General features: G+C 70.8%; 10 protein-coding genes and 1 tRNA gene. 4 read left to right on the top strand and 7 right to left on the bottom strand.

Annotation, left to right across the window (positions count from 1 at the left end; all coding sequences use genetic code 11):
* Positions 1-485 precede the first annotated feature (485 nt).
* The 4 genes from MFF42_RS17120 (at position 486) to MFF42_RS17105 (ending at position 4,083) form a co-directional block, all read left to right on the top strand.
* The gene (locus tag MFF42_RS17120; RefSeq protein ID WP_238256823.1) at positions 486-905 is read left to right on the top strand and encodes a YeeE/YedE family protein; all 420 of its coding nucleotides are present in this window, start codon (positions 486-488) and stop codon (positions 903-905) included.
* A complete protein-coding gene (locus MFF42_RS17115) occupies positions 902-1,342 on the top strand; it encodes a YeeE/YedE family protein (protein ID WP_238256822.1) in 441 nt (146 codons plus the stop codon). Before MFF42_RS17120 ends, MFF42_RS17115 begins: the two co-directional genes overlap by 4 nt.
* Positions 1,343-1,520: 178 nt before the next feature.
* Positions 1,521-1,597: transfer RNA gene (locus tag MFF42_RS17110), tRNA-Arg, on the top strand.
* 200 nt (positions 1,598-1,797) lie between these two features.
* Complete coding sequence (locus MFF42_RS17105; RefSeq protein WP_306423545.1) at positions 1,798-4,083, top strand: xanthine dehydrogenase family protein molybdopterin-binding subunit; 2,286 nt, start codon at positions 1,798-1,800, stop codon at positions 4,081-4,083.
* Positions 4,084-4,120: 37 nt separating this feature from the next.
* On the opposite strand, the gene fdhF is transcribed toward MFF42_RS17105, so the two are convergent.
* The 7 genes from fdhF to MFF42_RS17070 form a co-directional block, all read right to left on the bottom strand.
* The gene (fdhF, locus tag MFF42_RS17100; RefSeq protein ID WP_238256820.1) at positions 4,121-7,090 is read right to left on the bottom strand and encodes a formate dehydrogenase subunit alpha; all 2,970 of its coding nucleotides are present in this window, start codon (positions 7,088-7,090) and stop codon (positions 4,121-4,123) included.
* A 52-nt stretch (positions 7,091-7,142) separates the two neighbouring features.
* Complete coding sequence (locus MFF42_RS17095) at positions 7,143-8,861, bottom strand: NAD(P)H-dependent oxidoreductase subunit E (protein WP_238256819.1); 1,719 nt, start codon at positions 8,859-8,861, stop codon at positions 7,143-7,145.
* A 63-nt stretch (positions 8,862-8,924) separates the two neighbouring features.
* A complete protein-coding gene (locus MFF42_RS17090) occupies positions 8,925-9,236 on the bottom strand; it encodes a hypothetical protein (RefSeq protein WP_238256818.1) in 312 nt (103 codons plus the stop codon).
* 530 nt (positions 9,237-9,766) lie between these two features.
* Entirely contained in the window at positions 9,767-13,645 is a 3,879-nt protein-coding gene (locus MFF42_RS17085; protein ID WP_238256817.1) for a glycosyltransferase, read from the bottom strand.
* A 1,330-nt stretch (positions 13,646-14,975) separates the two neighbouring features.
* Positions 14,976-15,746 carry an anti-sigma factor family protein gene (locus tag MFF42_RS17080; protein WP_238256816.1) on the bottom strand — a complete coding sequence of 257 codons (771 nt, stop codon included), beginning with the start codon at positions 15,744-15,746 and terminating at the stop codon, positions 14,976-14,978.
* A gap of 83 nt (positions 15,747-15,829) precedes the next feature.
* Positions 15,830-16,402, bottom strand: coding sequence for a sigma-70 family RNA polymerase sigma factor (locus MFF42_RS17075; RefSeq protein WP_238256815.1), 573 nt, complete (start codon positions 16,400-16,402; stop codon positions 15,830-15,832).
* A 228-nt stretch (positions 16,403-16,630) separates the two neighbouring features.
* Positions 16,631-17,959, bottom strand: coding sequence for a L,D-transpeptidase family protein (locus tag MFF42_RS17070; protein ID WP_238256814.1), 1,329 nt, complete (start codon positions 17,957-17,959; stop codon positions 16,631-16,633).
* Positions 17,960-18,390: the final 431 nt, after the last annotated feature.

Below are 18,390 nucleotides of genomic sequence, written 5' to 3'. Positions count from 1 at the left end.
GAGCGCGAGGCCGACCCCCGAAGGGACCACCCTCCACCGAAGACGCGCCGACAGCCCGGTTGCCCGGCCCATCCAGCCCACCTCGGCGATGAAGTCCGCGGCGCAGGTCAGAACCGCCTGTCGCCTCACGGCCCGCGGCGTCTAGAGCCGGCGAACCGTCCTGTCAACCGCCCCACACAAGCGCCGCAGCGCCGGAGACGGTCGACACCCCGGAACAGGAAGGACAGCGATCGCCCGATCCAGTCACCCGGATCAGCTCCGCTCCACCGACAATCCCGAAGACCGTCGAAACACCCGCCCCACCACGTGGTGGACCGCGGCGCCCCGTCGGTGAAAGTGGGTATATGGGGCTCAAGCCCAAGCGTCAATCGGAAAATCGCGGAAAGCGCGATCGCGCCCGCCACGGAGCCTGCTCGCGGCCTACAGAGGCCGTCTGCGGATGGGGTATTGTCGCAAGCCTGCGCATCGCGACTCGGAGATCCGGAATGGACGCTTATCTCGCTCCCCTCGGAGGCGGCGCGCTGATCGGCGCCTCCACGGCCCTTCTGCTCCTCGCCAACGGTCGGATCGCCGGCATCAGCGGCATCGTCGGCGGATTGCTCGGTCCGGCCGGGCGCGACAGCGTCTGGCGGGCGGCCTTTCTCGTCGGCCTGCTGCTCGGCCCGGTGCTGTTCCGGCTGGCCGCGGGGCACTGGCCGGAGGTGCGCATCGAGGCGGCCTGGCCGGCGATCGCGGTCGCGGGCCTTCTCGTCGGATACGGCACGCGGCTCGGCTCCGGCTGCACGAGCGGCCACGGCGTCTGCGGCCTCGCGCGGCTCTCGCCCCGCTCCGCCGCGGCGGTCGCCACCTTCATGGCGACCGCCATCGTCACCGTCTTCCTGGTCCGGCACGGAGTCGCGCGATGACCCTCTCCCACCCGGCGACCGCCCTGATCAGCGGCCTGCTGTTCGGCTTCGGCCTCGCTCTGTCGGGCCTGATGGATCCCGAAAGGGTGCTCGGCTTTCTCGACGTCGCGGGGGCCTGGGACCCGAGCCTCGCCTTCGTCCTCGGCGGCGCGGTCGGGGTGTCGGCGCTCGGCTACCGGCTCAAGGCGCGGAGGACGCGGCCCTGGCTCGCTCCCCGCTTCGAGGTGCCGACCCATGCGAGGCCCGATGCCCGCCTCCTCGGCGGCGCCGCGCTGTTCGGCGTCGGCTGGGGGCTCGCGGGCTTCTGCCCCGGCCCCGCCGTCGCCGGCCTCGTACTCGGGTTGCCCCCGGTCCTCCTGTTCGTTGCCGCGATGCTCGTCGGCATGCTGCTCCACCGCGTCACGGCCGGCGGTCGGGCGGTGGCGCGCAGGGCCTGATCCGCGTCCGAACGGTGACGCGCCGCTGCGGTCGGCCGCCGGACGGGGCGCCGGGCGTCGTGCCCTCGGGCAGGCCGCGGAGACGACCTTCCGAGCCGTCTCTGGAGGGGGAAAGCGCGAGGCGGCGGCGAGGCTTGACCCCGGCCCGGTCCCGTGCCTTTTGGCCCTCCTGGCACCAGACTCCGTAGCTCAGCTGGATAGAGCAGCCGCCTTCTAAGCGGCAGGTCGTAGGTTCGAGCCCTACCGGGGTCGCCAAGCGCTCCCTTCGACATCGATGCGGTTGCCCTCGGGTGCGGCGCGGGGGCGGTGAGCGTCGTTTCGACGCCGGGGCGGAGACCGGCAGGGCCCGCCGTCGTTGCCACGCGATCAGGAAGCGCGCTGCCCGGCCGGGTTCGATCCCGCCGGGAAAGCCTCCGGTGCGGGAGACGATCGCCGTGGATCAGGCCGACACAGCCATGAAGGGCCTCACGAACGGAGGCTCGCACGAAGGCTCGGACGGCGTTCTGGGGCGCCCGCAGGCCCGGATCGAGGGGCGCGCCAAGGTCACCGGGACGGCGATCTACGCGTCCGACAGGCACGCGGACGGCCTCGCGCACGCGGCCCTCGTCACCAGCACGATCGCGCGCGGCCGTATCCGCGACTTCGATCTCGCCGCGGCCGAGGCCGTGCCGGACCTGCTCGGGATCTTCACGCATCGCGATTTCGCGGGCGCGATCGCTCCCGTCCCGCACCTGATGGCCGGCGGCTACGCCAACTCCTCGCATCGCCCGCTCGGCTCGGACCGGGTGGCCTATGCCGGCCAGATCGTCGCCCTCGTCGTCGGGCAGACGCCGGAGGCCGCGGCCCGAGCCGCCGCCCTGGTGCGCGTGCGCTACGCGCCGGAGCCCGCCGCCGCGACCTTCGACGATCCGGGTGCCGAGACCGTGCGGCTCGCCGATCTCAAGGCCCACCACGAGGACATCGCCACGGGCGATCCCGACGCCGCCTGGGCCGCGGCCGCGGCTCGGGTGGCGGCGCGCTACGCGACCCCGGTCCAGCACCACAACCCGATCGAGCTGTTCACCACCTGTTGCGCCTGGGACGGCGATCGGCTCACGGTGTACGAGCCGAGCCGGTACATCGGCGCCGTCCGGCACGGGCTCGCGGCACAGCTCGGCCTCGATCCGGACAAGGTGCGGGTCGTCTCCGGTCCGATCGGCGGGCATTTCGGCTCGAAATTCGCCCTGTCGCAGTACACCGCCCCGGTCGCCCTCGCCGCCCGGCGCCTCGGGCGCCCGGTCTCGCTGGTGCCGACGCGGCGGCAATGCTTCACCATCGCCAACTACCGCCCGGAGACGCGCCACGACATCCGCCTCTGCGCCGATCGCGACGGACGGTTCACGGGCCTCGTCCACGTGGCGGAGGTCGTCACCTCGCGCTTCGACCCCTTCGCCATGGAGGGGGCGGACGTGACTGCGAGCCTCTACGCCTGCCCGGCGATCCGCACGGAGGAGCGGGCGGTGCGGGTCGATCGCAACACGCCCGGCCCGATGCGGGCGCCGCCGGAGGTGCCCTACTTGTTCGCCCTGGAGAGCGCCGTCGACGAGATGGCGGCGCAGTTCGGCCTCGACCCGATCGACCTGCGCCGCCGCAACGACACCGCCCGCGATCCGGTCTCGGGCAAGCCGTTCTCGAGCCGGCCGCTGATGGCCTGCTTCGATGCCGGGGCGGCCGCCTTCGGCTGGGCGCGCCGCGCGCCGCGGCCCGGATCGATGCGGGAGGGCGCGTGGCGCGTCGGCCTCGGCTGCGCCGCCTCGGTGCGGCCGGTCAAGATCGCCGCGGCGACCCTGCGGCTGCGGCTCTCCGCCGACGGCGGGGCGGAGGTGGCGTGCGCCCACCACGAGATCGGCAACGGCATCACCACGCTCCTGGCGATGGGCGCGGCCGAGGGGCTCGGCGTGCCGGTGGAGCGGGTGCGGGTCGAACTCGGCGACACCGCCCTGCCGGCGGCCGGCCTCTCGGGCGGATCGAGCACCACGACGAGCCTGATGAGTGCGCTGGCGCTCGGCTGCGAGCAGCTGCGCGCGCGGCTGGCACGGGAGGCCACGGCGCCGGGCCGCCCCCTGGCCGGCCGCGACCCCGCCGGCCTGCGCCTTACCGGCGGCCGGCTCGTCGCGGCCGACGGGTCCGGGCTTCCGCTCGCCGAGGCGGTTGCCGGGATCGACGGGGCCGGGGTGGAGACGCTCGCCGCGTTCGTACCGCCGGGCAGTGCCCCCGACGCGCTGGAGGTCCTGCGCGCCGGCCAAATCGGCCTGAGCACGGGGGGCGATGCGCTCAAATGGGCGTTCGGGGCGCAGTTCGCGGAGGTGCATGTCCACGCCGAGACCGGCGAGATCCGGGTGGCGCGGCTGACCGGGGCGTTCGCCGCCGGCCGCATCCTCAACCCGCTGACGGCGCGCAGCCAGCTCCTCGGCGGGATGATCTGGGGGCTCGGATCGGCGCTTCTGGAGGAGACCGTCCTCGACGGCGCCGCCTACCGCAACCCCGATCTCGCCGAGTATCTCGTCCCCACCGCCATGGATGTCGACGCGGTCGAGGCGCTGCTGGTGCCCGATCCCGACGAGGCCGTGAACCCGCTCGGGGTGAAGGGGCTCGGCGAACTCGGGGTCATCGGCGTCAACGCGGCGATCGCCAACGCCGTCCATCACGCCACCGGCCGCCGCATCCGCGCGCTTCCGATCCGCATCGAGGCCATGCTGTAGCCGGCGGCGCGTCCGGACGCGCCGCCGGGAGCCGTTCCTACTCGGCCGCCATCGGGGCGGCCTCGACCGGCGCGACGCGCGCGGCGCAGAACTTGAACTCGGGGATCTTCCCGAGCGGGTCGAGGGCCGGGTTGGTCAGGAGGTTGGCGGCGGCCTCGGCGTAGCAGAAGGGCATGAAGATCATGCCCGCCGGCACGTCGCGGTCGGAGCGCACCTTCAGCTCGACGGCGCCGCGCCGCGTCTCCAGCCGCATCGCCCCGCCCGGCCGCAGGCCGAGGCGGTAGAGCTCCTTGGGCGCCATGAAGGCGACCGCCTCCGGCTCCAGGGCGTCGAGGACGCCGGCGCGCCGGGTCATCGAGCCGGTGTGCCAGTGTTCGAGCACGCGGCCGGTGGAGAGCACCATCGGGAACTCCGCGTCCGGCACCTCGTCCGGCGGGACGATCGCCGCGGGGACGATCTTGGCGCGGCCGCTCTCGGTCGGGAAGCCGGCGTAGAAGATGATCTCGTTGCCGGGCTGGTCCGGGGCATCGACCGGGTAGGTCACCGCCCCCTCGCGCTCCAGGCGCTCCCAGGTGATGTTGTTCAGGGACGGCATCACCTGCGCCATCTCGGCGAAGATGTCGGCCGGGCCGCGATAGGTCCAGTCGAGGTCGAGGCGCTTGGCCAGCTCCTGGATGATCCACCAATCCTGGCGCGCGTCGCCGGGCGGCGCGACCACGGGCTGGGCGATCTGGACGCGCCGGTCGGTGTTGGTGAAGGTGCCGGCCTTCTCGGCGAAGGCGGAAGCCGGCAGCACCACGTCGGCGTGGAAGGCGGTCTCGGTCAGGAACAGGTCCTGCACCACGAGGTGGTCGAGCATCGCCAGCGCGTGGCGGGCGTGGTTGAGGTCGGGATCGGACATCGCCGGGTTCTCGCCCTCGACGAACATGCCCTTGATCTCGCCCGCGTGGATCGCGCGCATGATCTCGACCACCGTCAGGCCCTTCTGCGGGTCGAGCCGCTGGCCCCAGAACTCCTCGAACAGCTCGCGCACCGCATCCTTCTCGACCGACTGATAGTCCGGATAGACCATCGGGATCAGGCCGGCGTCGGAGGCGCCCTGGACGTTGTTCTGGCCGCGGAGCGGGTGCAGGCCGGTGCCCGGCCGGCCGATCTGGCCGGTGACGAGGGCGAGCGCGATCAGGCAGCGCGAGTTGTCGGTGCCGTGGACGTGCTGGCTGACGCCCATGCCCCAGAAGATGAGCGACGACTTGGCCCGGGCGTAGAGCCGCGCCACCTCGCGCAGGGTCTCGGCGTCGATGCCGCAGACCGGGGCCATCTTCTCCGGCGTGAAGTCGACGATCTTCTCGCGCAAAGCCTCGAAGTTCTCGGTGTAGCCGGCGATGTACTGCTCGTCGTAGAGCCCCTCCGTGATGATCACGTTGAGCATCGCGTTGAGCATCGCCACGTCGGAGCCGGGGCGGAAGGCGAGGTGCTTGTAGGCGTGGCGCGAGAGCGTCTGGCGCCGCGGGTCCATGATGATCAGCTTGGCGCCGCGCTGCTTCACCGCGTTCTTGAGGAAGGTCGCGGCGACCGGGTGGTTGACGGTCGGGTTGGCGCCGATGACGACGATCACCTCGGCGTCGAGCGCCGCCGCGAACGGGGCGGTGACGGCGCCCGAGTTCAGCCCCTCCATAAGGGCCGCCACCGACGAGGCGTGGCACAGCCGCGTGCAGTGATCGACGTTGTTGGTGCCGAAGCCGAGGCGGACGAGCTTCTGGAAGAGGTAGGCCTCCTCGTTCGAGCCCTTGGCCGAGCCGAAGCCGGCGAGGGCCTTGCGCCCGTCGGTGTCGCGGATCCGCTTGAGGCCGCCCGCCGCGCGGTCGAGCGCCTCTTCCCAGGTCGCCTCGCGGAAATGGGTCCAGGGATTGGCCGGATCGACCTGATCGTTGGCGTCCTTGGCGACGTTCTCCAGGCGGATCAGCGGCACCGTCAGGCGGTGGGGGTGGTGGACGTAGTCGAAGCCGAAGCGGCCTTTTACGCAGAGCCGGTTCTGGTTGGCCGGGCCGTTCACGCCCTCGGCGTAGACGATCTTCTCGTCCTTGACCTTGTAGGAGACCTGGCAGCCGACGCCGCAATAGGGGCAGAGCGACTTGACCTCACGGTCGGGATAGACCGTCCGGGTCTGGTTGGCGTCGAGATAGGCCGAGGGCATCAGCGCGCCGGTCGGGCAGGCCTGGACGCACTCGCCGCAGGCGACGCAGGTCGAGGCGCCCATGGGGTCGTCGAAGTCGAACACGACCTTGGCGCCCGCGGCGCGGTAGGCCATGCCGATGACGTCGTTGACCTGCACCTCGCGGCAGGCGCGGACGCAGAGATTGCACTGGATGCAGGCGTCGAGGTTGACGCTCATGGCCGGGTGGCTGACGTCGCTCGTCCAGCGCTCGGCCGCCGGGAAGCGGCTCTCGTTGACGTCGAGATAGTCGGCCTGCACCCAGAAATGCGACGACGGGTCGTGCGAGGTCGCGCGCTCGGGCTGGTCGGCCACGAGCAGTTCGAGCACCATGGCGCGGGCCTTGGTGGCGCGCTCGGTGGCCGACTTCACCTTCATGCCGACCGCGGGGGTGCGCTTGCACGAGGCGGCGAGCACGCGCTCGCCCTCGATCTCGACCATGCAGGCGCGGCAATTGCCGTCGGGGCGGTAGCCGGGCTCCGGCTTGTGGCAGAGATGCGGGATATGCGTGCCCAGGCGCTTGGCGACCGCCCAGATCGTCTCGCCGGGCTGCGCCTCGACCTGCTGGCCGTCGAACTCGAAGGCGATGGTCGCGGGCGCGGTCGGGCGGTCCTTCAGGCCGTAGGTGCCCGAGGGCTCCGGCGCGGCCTGGCCGCCGGACTTGGCGCCCTGCGAGTAGGCGCCGCCGGACGTCGATTGCGCGCCGTTCGCCGGGCCGCCGGCATCCTGGCGCTCGTCGGCGCGGATCTCGGGCCGCTCGATCTTGTTGCCGTGCGGTTCGGGGCCGTTGCTCATGCGTCCGCTCCAGGCTCTGGCATTCTTAGGGGAGTCAGCGTCGGGTGCGGCCTTACTCGGCCGCCACGGCCCGCGGCTCCGGGAAGAGGTCGGGGAAGTACTTGATGACGGTGCTGACGGGGTTCGATGCCGCCTGACCCAGGCCGCAGATCGAGGCGTCGCGCATGCACTGCGCCAACTCGCCCAGCAGATCCGTGTCCCACACGCCGTTCTCCATCAGCATGCGGGCCTTCTGCGTGCCCGAGCGGCAGGGTGTGCACTGCCCGCAGGACTCGTCCTCGAAGAACTTCATCAGGTTCAACGCGGCACCGCGCACATCGTCCCGGTCGGACAGGATCACGACCGCCGCGGAGCCGATGAAGCAGCCGTATTTCTCCAGCGTGCCGAAATCGAGCGGGATGTCGTTCATCGAGGCCGGCAGGATGCCGCCCGAGGCGCCGCCCGGCAGGTAGGCCGCGAAGCTGTGCCCCTCGGACATGCCGCCGCAATACTCGTCGATCAGCTCCTGGATGGTCAGCCCGGCGGGCGCGAGCTTGACGCCCGGCTCCCTGACGCGGCCCGAGACCGAGTAGGAGCGCAGGCCGACGCGGCCGTTGCGGCCGTGGCTCTTCCACCACTCGGCGCCGCGCTCGACCAGGTCGCGCACCCAGAACAGCGTCTCGACGTTGTTGATCAGCGTCGGGCGGTTGAACAGGCCGACCTGGAACGGGAAGGGCGGCTTGTGCCGGGGCAGGCCGCGCTTGCCCTCGAGCGATTCGATCAGCGAGGATTCCTCGCCGCAGATATAGGCGCCGGCGCCGCGGCGCAGGTGAATGCGGGTGCCGCCCTCGGGCAGCTTCGCGATCTCGCGGGCCAGGATCTCGCGGGAGATCGGGTACTCGTCGCGCAGGTAGATGTAGACGTCCGCCGCCTCGACGACGTGGGCGCCGATCAGCATCCCTTCGAGGAAACGGTGCGGATCGGTGTTGAGGTAGAGCTGGTCCTTGAAGGTGCCGGGCTCGCCCTCGTCGCCGTTGACCGCCATCAGGCGGGGGCCGGGCTCGCCGCGCACGGAGCGCCACTTGCGACCGGTGGGGAAGCCGGCGCCGCCGAGGCCGCGCAGGCCGCCGTCGTCGAGCACCTTCAGCACGTCCTCGACCGGCAGCTCGCCGCTGCGCAGCCGCTCCAGCAGGGCGTAGCCGCCGCCGGCCCGGTAGGCGTCGTAATCGATATAGTCGGGGATGTGGGCGTGGGTGTCCTCAGCCTCGACCGCCGCGCGGACGGACGCCGCGTCGGCCTTGTGCAGGAAGTTGTGGCCGACCTCGACCGCCGGGGCGTGGTCGCAGAGGCCGACGCAAGGGGCGCGCACGACGCGGACGGCATCCGAGGCGAGTTCGCGCTGCAGCGTCTCGAGCAGCTCGTCGGCGCCGAACATCGCGCAGGTGATGCTGTCGCAGACCCGGACCGTCAGGCGCGGGATGTTGGCCTCGCCCTCCTTCACCACGTCGAAATGCGCGTAGAAGGTCGCGGTCTCGAACACCTCGGCGAAGGCGAGCCCCATCTCGTCGGCGAGCGCCGCGAGATGGTCGGCGCTGATCTGGCCGTAGGTGTCCTGGATCAGGTGCAGGTGCTCGATCAGCAGATCGCGCTGGCGCGAACGGGCGCCGAGCAGATCCTCGATCTCGACCTTGGCCTGGGGCTCGACCTGGCGGCCCTTCGGCACGGGGCGGCTGACGTTGCGGCCACGGCCCGGATGCGCGAAGCGCCGGACAGTCCCTGTTGCCTCACTCATGGCACGACCTGTGTTCCAGCTTATGGGGGCGAAGGGGCGGGAGGATGCCGGAGGGCGGGCCGGTTACTGGCTGCCGAAGGCGCGCAGCGGCTGCCCGGCCTCGGAGCGCGGCCGCATCGCGACCTCGCCCGACGCCTCGTCCAGCGAGGCGACCCGGGGACCGACGACGGCGTCGAGCTCGGTCTCGAACGCGTCGAGCGCGGCGTTCAGCCGATCCAGGAGGGCGGCGTTCGATGCGTCACCCGCCTCGCCTCCGACGGCGCGCGTCAGGGCCTCGCGGACCCTGTCGGTCAGTTCCTGGGTCAGCGGCGGCTTGGCTTGCGCGGCGTAGGCATCCGTGACCGCGGCCGCCAAGCGGCTGGCATCCATCGTCATGCCCGCGCGATCTCCGGAAGGGTGAAGCTGTGCATGTCGAACTCTTCGGCGTCGAAGCCTGCCGGATCCGGTAACAGGCGATATAGTGCAAGTCATATGTCGAATTGTCATTATACCAAACTGCATGCAGGGCATACCCCACCAGCGTTCCGCGAGGCCCTGAACGCGATCGCCTGCACGGTCGTTCGATGCCGCGCCCGGTTCGATGTCGCTGATCGCTGGTGCGGATGCTGCCCTGGGCCGTCGGTCTTGCCGCGACGGAGCCGGCCGTCGTCTCGACCCGTGCGCCGATCCTGATCCTCACGGCCGCGGTCGAGCCGGCAAGGCGTTCGGGCACTCGAGGCGCTGGTGTCGCACCCCGGCTCGACGGCTGCCCGCTTGCCGATTCGAGCAAGCTCGCCGACCGCCTCGGCGACGGCCCGTTCGGGCCGGCGTGGAGCGCCCCAACGGCCCATCACGCCGCGGCCGCGATCGGCGCGAGGTCGGGAACCGCGGCGATCCCGCCGCGCCGGCGGTTTCGGCCCGTGGTCTTACGGCGCGAGCAACCGGTCGTAGAGGGCGATCAGATCCTCGCCCTGGTCCGCCGCGGTTCGGGGCGGTTGCGAGGGCTGCGGCGGGCTCGTGCGGAACCGCTCGGGATCGGCATCGATGCGCTGGAACACCGCGCGCAGCCCGTCCGGAGATCCGACATCGACCCGGAAGCCGTTGACGCCCTCGTCGAGATCCTCGCCGATCGCGCCGAGCCGGCTCGCCACGACCCACAGACCCGCCGCGCGCGCCTCCCGCGTCACCAGCCCGAAACTCTCGGGCCAGAGGGAAGGGGCGAGCAGCACGTCCATCTCGGCATAGAGCTCGCCGATCTGCTCCTGCGGCACCTTGCCGACGATCCGGACGGAGGTGGCGCCCCAGGTCTCCTCGCTCACGTAGTCCGTGGCGCGGGCGTGGTCGACGAGGGTCAGGCTCAGGTTCTCGAACCGGCCGGCCCGCAGGATCGCCTCGACCAGGGTGGCGCCCTTGTGCGCCGTCCGGCCGCCGATATGGCCGAGCCGCACCCGGCCCGTCGGACTCTCCCGCCGCGCGACGGGTGTCAGGCGCGGGACGCCGTTCGGGATCGCGATCGTCTGGGGGAAGCCCGCCTTGCGATAGATCTCGGCGAAGGAGTCCGACACCGCGGCGATGGTCGCCGCCGCGTCGAGCACCCGCGCCAGCCCGCGGCGGCGCGCGATGGAGCCGGTCGGGGTGACCGAGCGGCTCGTCGCGTCGGCGAGGATGTCGGGCGAGGGCATCTGCACCAGCCCGTCCTCGTCGATGAGGAACTGGAAGTCCGAGATCCACCACGCGTCGTGGACGGTGACGACGTAGGGAATCCCCCTCGCCCGCACCGCCTCGACCACGCTGGCGGTCAGTTGCTGCACGCAGTGGACGTGGACGAGATCGGGCTCGAAGCGATCGAGCAGGGCCTCGAATTCCGCGCGCACGCTCGGGTTGAACGGGCGCCAATCCATGTTCCGTTCCCGCGGCGTGGCGATGCGGAAGACGGGGATGCCGCGATAGGCGTCGATGCGGGTCTGATAGGGGGGCTCGACCTCCATGTCCGAGGCCGCCACCGCGAGTTCGAACCGGTCGGCGGCGTGATCGAGGATGTGATCGACGTTGTCGCGCACGACCCGCGTGGCGCCCCCGACGGTCTGGGGCGGGAAGAAGACGTTGATCACCAGGATGCGCGGCTTGTCCTCCCGACGCGTCCGCGCAGCCGAGGCCGCCGGCCGCGCTTCTCCGGCGGTGCGATCGGCCCACGCCTCGGCGGCGGGCCCGAGGGCATCCGGCGGCGTGCCGGCCGGCCGGCGCGGGGCGGGCCGCCCGGTTTGCTGCGGCGGGGCGGCGAAGATTCCCTTGAGAACCTCGACGGCGGCGTCCAGGCCGTAGGAGGCCAGCGCCTTGTCCCGCGCCCGATCCCCGACCTTCCGGCGCAGGGCGGGGTCGGCGATCAGCGTCGTGAGAGCCTTCGTCCAATCCTGAACCGTCTCGGCCAGCAGCGCGTCCTGCCGATCGACGAGGATCTCCCGGTAGGTGCGCGTCGCGCTGACGACCGAGGGGATGCCGCACATGGCGGCCTCCAGCCACTTGATCTCGCTCTTGGCGTCGGCGAAGGGGCCGGGCGCGAGAACCGCGAGGTTGATGTCCGCCCCCGAGAGCGCCTCCCAGTAGGCCGTCACGTCGTCGGTGAAGCCGAGCTGGCGGACCCGGTGCGCGAACCGCCGGAAGCCGTCGCCGAGGCGCAGATAGCCGGCGATCACCAGGCGGACATGCGGATTGCGCTCCATCACCGCGAGGAGCGCGGGCGCGGCGAGGTCGTTGAAGTCCTTGTTGTGCGCGCGCGTGCCCGATCCGTAGAAGATCGTCAGCGCCTTCTCCGAGAAGGGCGCGCGATCGCGCCTCAGGAAGGGAAGGTTGCGCGCGTCGAGACCGTTGCGCAGGACGTGGCAGACGCCCGAGCGGACCAGCGGGCGCATCCGCTCGGCCAGCGCCGGCGTCGAGGCGAGGCCGATGTCGCAGGCCTGCATGGCGTAGCGGAACAGCGGCACGCCGTATTGCAGGTCGACATATTGCTTGGCCGTGATCTGGCCCTCGAAGCTCTCCAGGGGATCCGGGAACATGGCCGCGTCGAAGACGATGTCGTCGATCTCGTAGATCGTCGGCAGGCCGAGTGCGCGGGCGTAGAGGATCGCGTGCAGGACGCCGGGAAAGGCCGCCACGCGGTAGAAGATCACCGCCGAGGCCCTGTCGAGGGCCGGGCGGCAATCGCCCGCCTCATCCTGTTTGAAGACCTCGACCGTCCAGCCGCCATGCTGGAGCTGCTGGATCTTCTGCACGACGCGGTAATGGTCGCACTGGGGAAGGTCGCGGTTGGCGACGATGACGATGTGTCCGTTGGCCGGAACCGCGAGGGGCGCCGGCAGCGGATCGACCGCCTCGATCAGGCTGCCGATCTGGTCGAGGCAGGCGGTGAGGCGATCGTCCGCCTCCTGCCGCCGGCCGGCGGCGTAGTCCGCGCGGGCCTTCTCGCTCGTGAGCGCGAAGGACGCCGCCATGGCGCGATGCGCGGCGGCGCGCCAATGCGCGTTGGCGTGCCATTCCTCGGCCGAGCGCCGGACCCGGTCGAGCGCCTCCGCCACGCCGCTCGGCTGCGCGAGCAGGCCGTCGATAGCGTGGACGTGGCTCCACACGATGGCGCCCGGCACATCGGCCGCATGCGCGAAGGCGCGCGCGGCATCGTTCGTGCGGTTGAGGATGAGCAGCGCGTCGCCGCGGCGATGATGGAGACGGCCGGAGACGAGGCCGGCCTTGAGCGCCCGGTCGAAGGCCTCCTTGGCCCCGATGGCGTTGCCGTTGATGAGATGGTACTCGCCGATCCGCTCGAGGAGCTGGGCCGAGCAGGCCTGCCGCACGGCCTCGAGCTCCCAGAGCTGGAAGCCCATCGTGACGAAATGCCGGAGGGCGTTCAGCCGTCCGGGCGGCGGCGGGGCGACGCCCTCGGGCAGCAGCGAACGGTAGGCCGCCTCGTCGAAGCTCTCGGGAAAGGATTCCTCTCCGACGAGCCGGACCAGCGCGGCCGCCTCGGTGCCGGGCTCCCCCTTCCGGATGCCCTGGCCGAGCCAGTGGCGGTACAGGTCGGCATCACTCGTGCCGGCAGGCGCGTCCGGATTGGACGAGCGATAGAAGGCGGGGTCGAAGCGCAGGCTCAGCGAGATCGGCGCGAGGCGATCCACCCCCTCGGTCAGGAAGGCGACAAGCCCCTCCATGCGCGAGGTGGGCGTGCGCGTGAGCCATCCCTCGTTCAGCAACGCGAATTCGTGGAGCACGAAACGGTCGAGCCACGCGCCCGGGAGAACGCGTGCGGCGACCAGCAGCTCGACGAAGCTCTCGGCGGGGCGCGCGGCGGGGCGGCGCCCGCCCGACGCGGCATCGGGCGCGACGAGCAGGCGCTCGTATTCCTGATCGAGGACCGACAGATCGGCCCGGTAGGCCCGCCCCTCGGACCGACCGAAGCGCAGATAATGCTCGCTGAGCTCCCACGGCTCGGACATGCCGGCCAGATCGTCGTAGAGCGCCCGGTAATGCTCGGGAACGAAGTCCTTCGGCAACGGGCTGCTGTCACGCTCCAGGGCCGCGATCAGCGCGGCCGCATTCCGGGCGCGACCCTCCTTCCGGCCGTGCCGGACGTAGTGATCCTTGAGGACCTTGCCGTCGTCCCCCAGGACGGCGAGGTCCGGATAATATCGCCGATAGAAGACGGGATCGAAGCCGCCCTCGCCCGTCGGCCCGCCGGACGCGCGCAGCCGTGGCCCGCGCGGGAGCTTTCCGAGTCCGACCTGCTTCGAGAGCAATTGCAAGCTGCGCCTGAACACCGTCAGCAACCTCGCGCGTGGATCGATCCACGATTTCCAGGTAGGATCCGGGTCGATGTCCGGTTCCGATCGGGTGGCCGATGGGTCGATGCGGCACCCAACCGGCCCGGAACGGGAAGGGGTCTTAGCACTCCCTGCACGCCGCTTCAGCGCGGGACAGCACCGAGCGCCGGGAATGCCTTCTTCCCGGTCCCTGAATGGCCTTCGCACGGATTGCCAGACGTCACATCTCGCCCCTCGACCGCGCTGCAACAAGCGAAGCAGTAGCCATTGCGCCGGCCGGGGGCAATCCTTTCGCCACAACCGTGGAGCGAAAATGGACTGGGCCGGATGGATCGACCATTTCCGGGCCGTCCGCGTCCTTCTTTCGACGACAGGAGGCACCGGCCCCCGTTTATGCCTCAGAATTCAAGAGCAGCGGTGCGATCCATGTGTAGGCACATCTCAATAGAACGAGACGGCCGATTCGACACTTGCATACCGGTAAGATAGATTGCAATTACGAAACAATATTTTATTGAATATGTATAAATGCGATACAAAAAAATATAAAATCGCTTATTCGATCGCAAATTATGTTTTTATATTCTTTTATGTCAGATTTCAGGGCCCATGCTTGAAATTGTAGCCACGGCCCGTCACGACAGGCCCGCAAACGGTATCGCTCCCGCACTGCGGAATCCTGCCGCGCATCGTCGTCGTCGAAGCGGTGCTTGAACGGGTGTCTCGGTGCCGACCATGGAAGCCGGCAGCACCCTCGCCCCGACCGGGAAACATGCGCCGGCCGGAGGCCGTTCGGGCGCGTTCACCTCTCGGTGATCATCGTGTTTTCCGGGAGGCGCCGGCCTTGCCGGACGATGCGCTCGATCGGGAATTCGGATCCTGACGGGATCAGTCCCCGTCGGCCCGGCCCCGGCGCCGTATGCGGCCGGATCGCATCAGGCTGGCGTCATACGCCATCGGTTTGATCACTTCGGTTTCCCAGCCGTCATTGCGAGGCGAAGCCGTGGCAATCCAGGGCGCGACATTTCTGAAAAGGTCGCGACCTGGATCGCTTCGGCTCCGCCTCGCGATGACGGAGTCCGGCACAGCCCGAGGCGATCAACCGGAAACGGTATCACTCGCCCGCCGTCGCGACGTCCGTTCTCCCCGCGGCCCCGATCGTCCTGTCGTCGCAGCGCCCCGGCGCGATCCTGAGGCGGCGGCGCGTCGATTGCGGCCGCCTCTTCATCGGCTCCGAGACGCCGCCAGGCCTACGGCTCCCGGCCAAGCAGGCTCGAGGACGAGAGGCGCGGCGCCGAATCCTGCGTCCGCCCGTGCCGGACGCGCCCTATTCCCGGATCGCGGCGAGGCGGGCGGCCGCGGCATGCAGGGCGGGATCGTTGCGCGGACCGCTGAGCGCGTAGGCGGTGCTGCCGTTGCGCCAATAGGCGGTCGTCCCGTCGCTCGAACGGGCCACCGGCTCCACGCCGTCGGCCAGCGGCGCGGCGCTGCTGTGCTTGGCGAACAGGGCGAGTTCACCGATCTCGGCCGACTGGATCGAGATCTCGATCCCGGTGCCGCTCCGGCTCGGGAAGACCTGTACGTCCCGGACGACCCAGCCCGCCGGCAGCGGCGGCAGGTCGACGCCGGTCGCAGCTTCGATGCCGGCGGGATCGTAGGCCGAGGCGAGGGGCAGGCTGGTCACGCGGGCGCGGATCTGGACCGCCTCGCGGGCCTGTGCCGCCTCTTCGGCCAGGGAGGGATCGATCGGCGAGGCGAAGGAGCCGGGCACGCCGAAGCCGCCGCTCTCGGTATGGGCGAGCCAGCCCGCCCCGACCAGCACCACGACCGCCGCCGCCCGGCGCAGGCGGGAACGAACCCGCTGCCAGGCGAAGGCGCGATCGATCCGGCGGGCGCTCGCGCGCAGCCGCTCCGGCGGCAGGCTCGGCACGGACAGGAAGGCTTCGCGCAGGGCGTCGCGATCGCGCAGGTCGGCCATGACCTGCAGCGCGTCCTCGGGATTGCGCGCGAGATGCGCTTCGACCTCGACGCGACGCATCGGATCGAGTTCGCCATCGACATACGCGATGAGATCGGTTTCCGTGACGGGATCGACCATCGGCCCACTCCGACTGCCCTGCTTGCCCACCGGTCAGCCTCGTCGCCGGCCGGTGCTGCTGTGATAACGGTTCGCCGGGGTCATCAATTCCGCCCGACGACACGAAGATGCGCGCGGCCCCGGTCGGGGCCTTCGTCGGACGAGCCGGCCTTGCCCTTGTGGCTGCCTTCCTCGAAGGCGCGCAGGGCGGCCCGGCCGCGACCGAGCCGCGACATCAGGGTTCCGATCGGGATGCCCAGCACGGCCGCCGCGTCCGCATAGGCCATGCCTTCGAGCGTCACGAGGTGAAGCGCGGCGCGCTGCTCCTCGGGCAGGCTCTCGAACGCCTTGCGGATCTGCATCAGCCGCACCTGCCCTTCCTGAGCCGGCGGAGCCACCTCCTCGGAGAGCTGCACCAGCACGTCGGCATGGCGCGCCTCGACCCGCTTGCGGCGCTGCTCGTCGATGAAGACGTTGTGCAGCACCGTCATCATCCAGGTGCGCAGGTTCGTGTCGGGCCTCAGGCTCGCGCGCGATTCGAGGGCGCGAACCATGGTATCGTGGACGAGGTCGTCCGCCTTGAGCGAATCCCGCGTCAGCGACCGGGCGTAGCGCCGCAACGGCACCAGCAGGTCGACGATATCGGAGCGTTTCGAGCGCGTTCTATCGAGCACCATGATCCGTTGACGTCCGTCCGGAGCCTTTTAATCCGCGCATTCGGCTCGCCGGCGACAAACCTCGCGAGACATCCTCGGCGGATCGTTCCGCGTCCCGCGCGAATCGATCCGGCCCAAAAAAGACGACCCCGGCCCGGATGTCGAATCCGGGCCGGGGTCGCCGTCCTTCCGATCCGCCTCGACCGGTCATGCCGGCGAGACGAGCGACTGAGCGCGCCTGAGAGCGGCTCAGTTCTCCTCGTCGCCCGGCTCGAACACCTCGGGCTGGGTCGAGGCGGCGCTGGCGACCGGCGTCGGCGCCTCGATGGTGGAGGGCACGTTCACGCCGTCGCGCTTGTAGATGTCGTCGCGGAACTGCACCGTTCCGTCCGGGGTCGCCCAGGCGGTGATGTAGGTCCAGTAGACCGGCACCGGCTGCGTGAGGCGGGCGTCGATGCGCTGGCCGCTCTCCACCGCCTGCTCGACATGGGCACGGTCCCAGCCGGGCGTGTCCTTCAAAAGCCACGTGATGTACTCGCGCACGTTCTGCACGCGGACGCAGCCCGAGGAGATGAAGCGGAAGTCGTCGCCGAACACGCCGCGGGAATTGGTGTCGTGCATGAACACGCCGTGCGGGTTCGGGATGTTGATGCGGACGACGCCCATCGAGTTGAAGTCGGCGCCCGAATCCTGGCGGTAGGTGTAGCGGGTGCCCTCGTCCGAGTTCCAGTTCACGGAGCGCGGCGAGATCTCCTGCCCGCCCGAGAGGATGCGGATCTTGTTGTCCGTGAGGTAGTTCGGATCCTTCTGCATCTTCGGGATCAGGTCCTTCCTCACGATCGAGGCCGGGACCGTCCAGGTCGGGTTGAAATTGATCTCGACCGCCTTGGCATTCATGATCGGCGACTGGCGGTCGATCTTGCCGACGCCGGCGGCGTGCAGCGTCACGACCTGGCCGTTCTCCACCGTCTGCACCAGGGCGGCGGGGATGTTGGTGATCACGAAGCGCCGGCCGAGATCGCCCGAGTAGGAGCGCAGGCGAATCACGTTGGTCTCGAGCTGGCGCAGGCGCACGTCGGCGGGCACGTTCATCGCGGCCTGCGTCGCCGGGCTCATCTGGCCGGTCTGCGACAGGCCGTGGCGGGCCTGGAAGCGCTTCACGCCGGCCGCGACGTAGGAATCGTAGACGCCGGCGCCGCCGGCGGTGGCGTCGAGGTCACCGGTGACGATCAGGCGCTGGCGCACCGCCGCCACCGCCGGGCCGCGGGAGCCGACCCGCAGTCCCGCCGCGCCGGACACGGCCTGCCAGCCGCCGCGGGCGACGATGGAGCGGTACTTCTCGACCATCGCCTCGGTCGCCGCGATGGTGTCGGGCGAGAGAATCGGCGTCGAGGAGCGGTGCACCTGCATGGTGGTCGGCGAGGAATAGTCCTGCGCCCATTCGGCCTGGGCGAAGCCGGCCTCGCGCGCGACCGCCGGGCCGGCGAGCAGCGTCGCCCCCAGCAGGGCGGCGGCCAAGGGGCGGGCCGAGGGGCGGACAAGGGAACGGAGGTGGGCGTGGCGCGCGGTCTGCAGCATCGATCCGGGCTCTGGATGGAGGGTGCGGTCGGTGGACCCGGCCAAGGGTCTCGGCTCGAACGCCGGGGGGTACTTCGGGGTACGCCCGGACGCGAAAGCCAAGTCTCGGCCAAGTCCTCGTGCCGCGTTTGTTGCGGTCTCGTGGTTAAGAAGCCATGCCGTTCCGGGCCATATTGTGGCGTCCGGGTGTGGCGGCACACGCCGTGTGGCCCGAGGACACTTTCGCCGGGCGTCTTGCCGAGGATCGCGCGGGGCGGCGGAATGGCGCCGGCCCGGCCCCTACCGGAGCCGCGCGAAGCGGCGTAAGGCTCATGCATGCCGAGCCCACGCCGCGACCGGACCGGAGGAGCGCCGCGCGTCCTGCGCGGGCTGACCGCCGTGGCCGCCCTCTACGCGCTGGTGCTCCAGGCCCTGCTCGGCGGCATCGCGGC

Origin of the sequence: Methylorubrum podarium (genome assembly GCF_022179745.1) — a bacterium.
In the GTDB taxonomy this organism is placed as follows: Bacteria; Pseudomonadota; Alphaproteobacteria; order Rhizobiales; family Beijerinckiaceae; genus Methylobacterium; species Methylobacterium podarium.
Note: the sequence above shows the minus strand (reverse complement) of the source record. Positions and strands in the feature narration are given on the sequence as shown.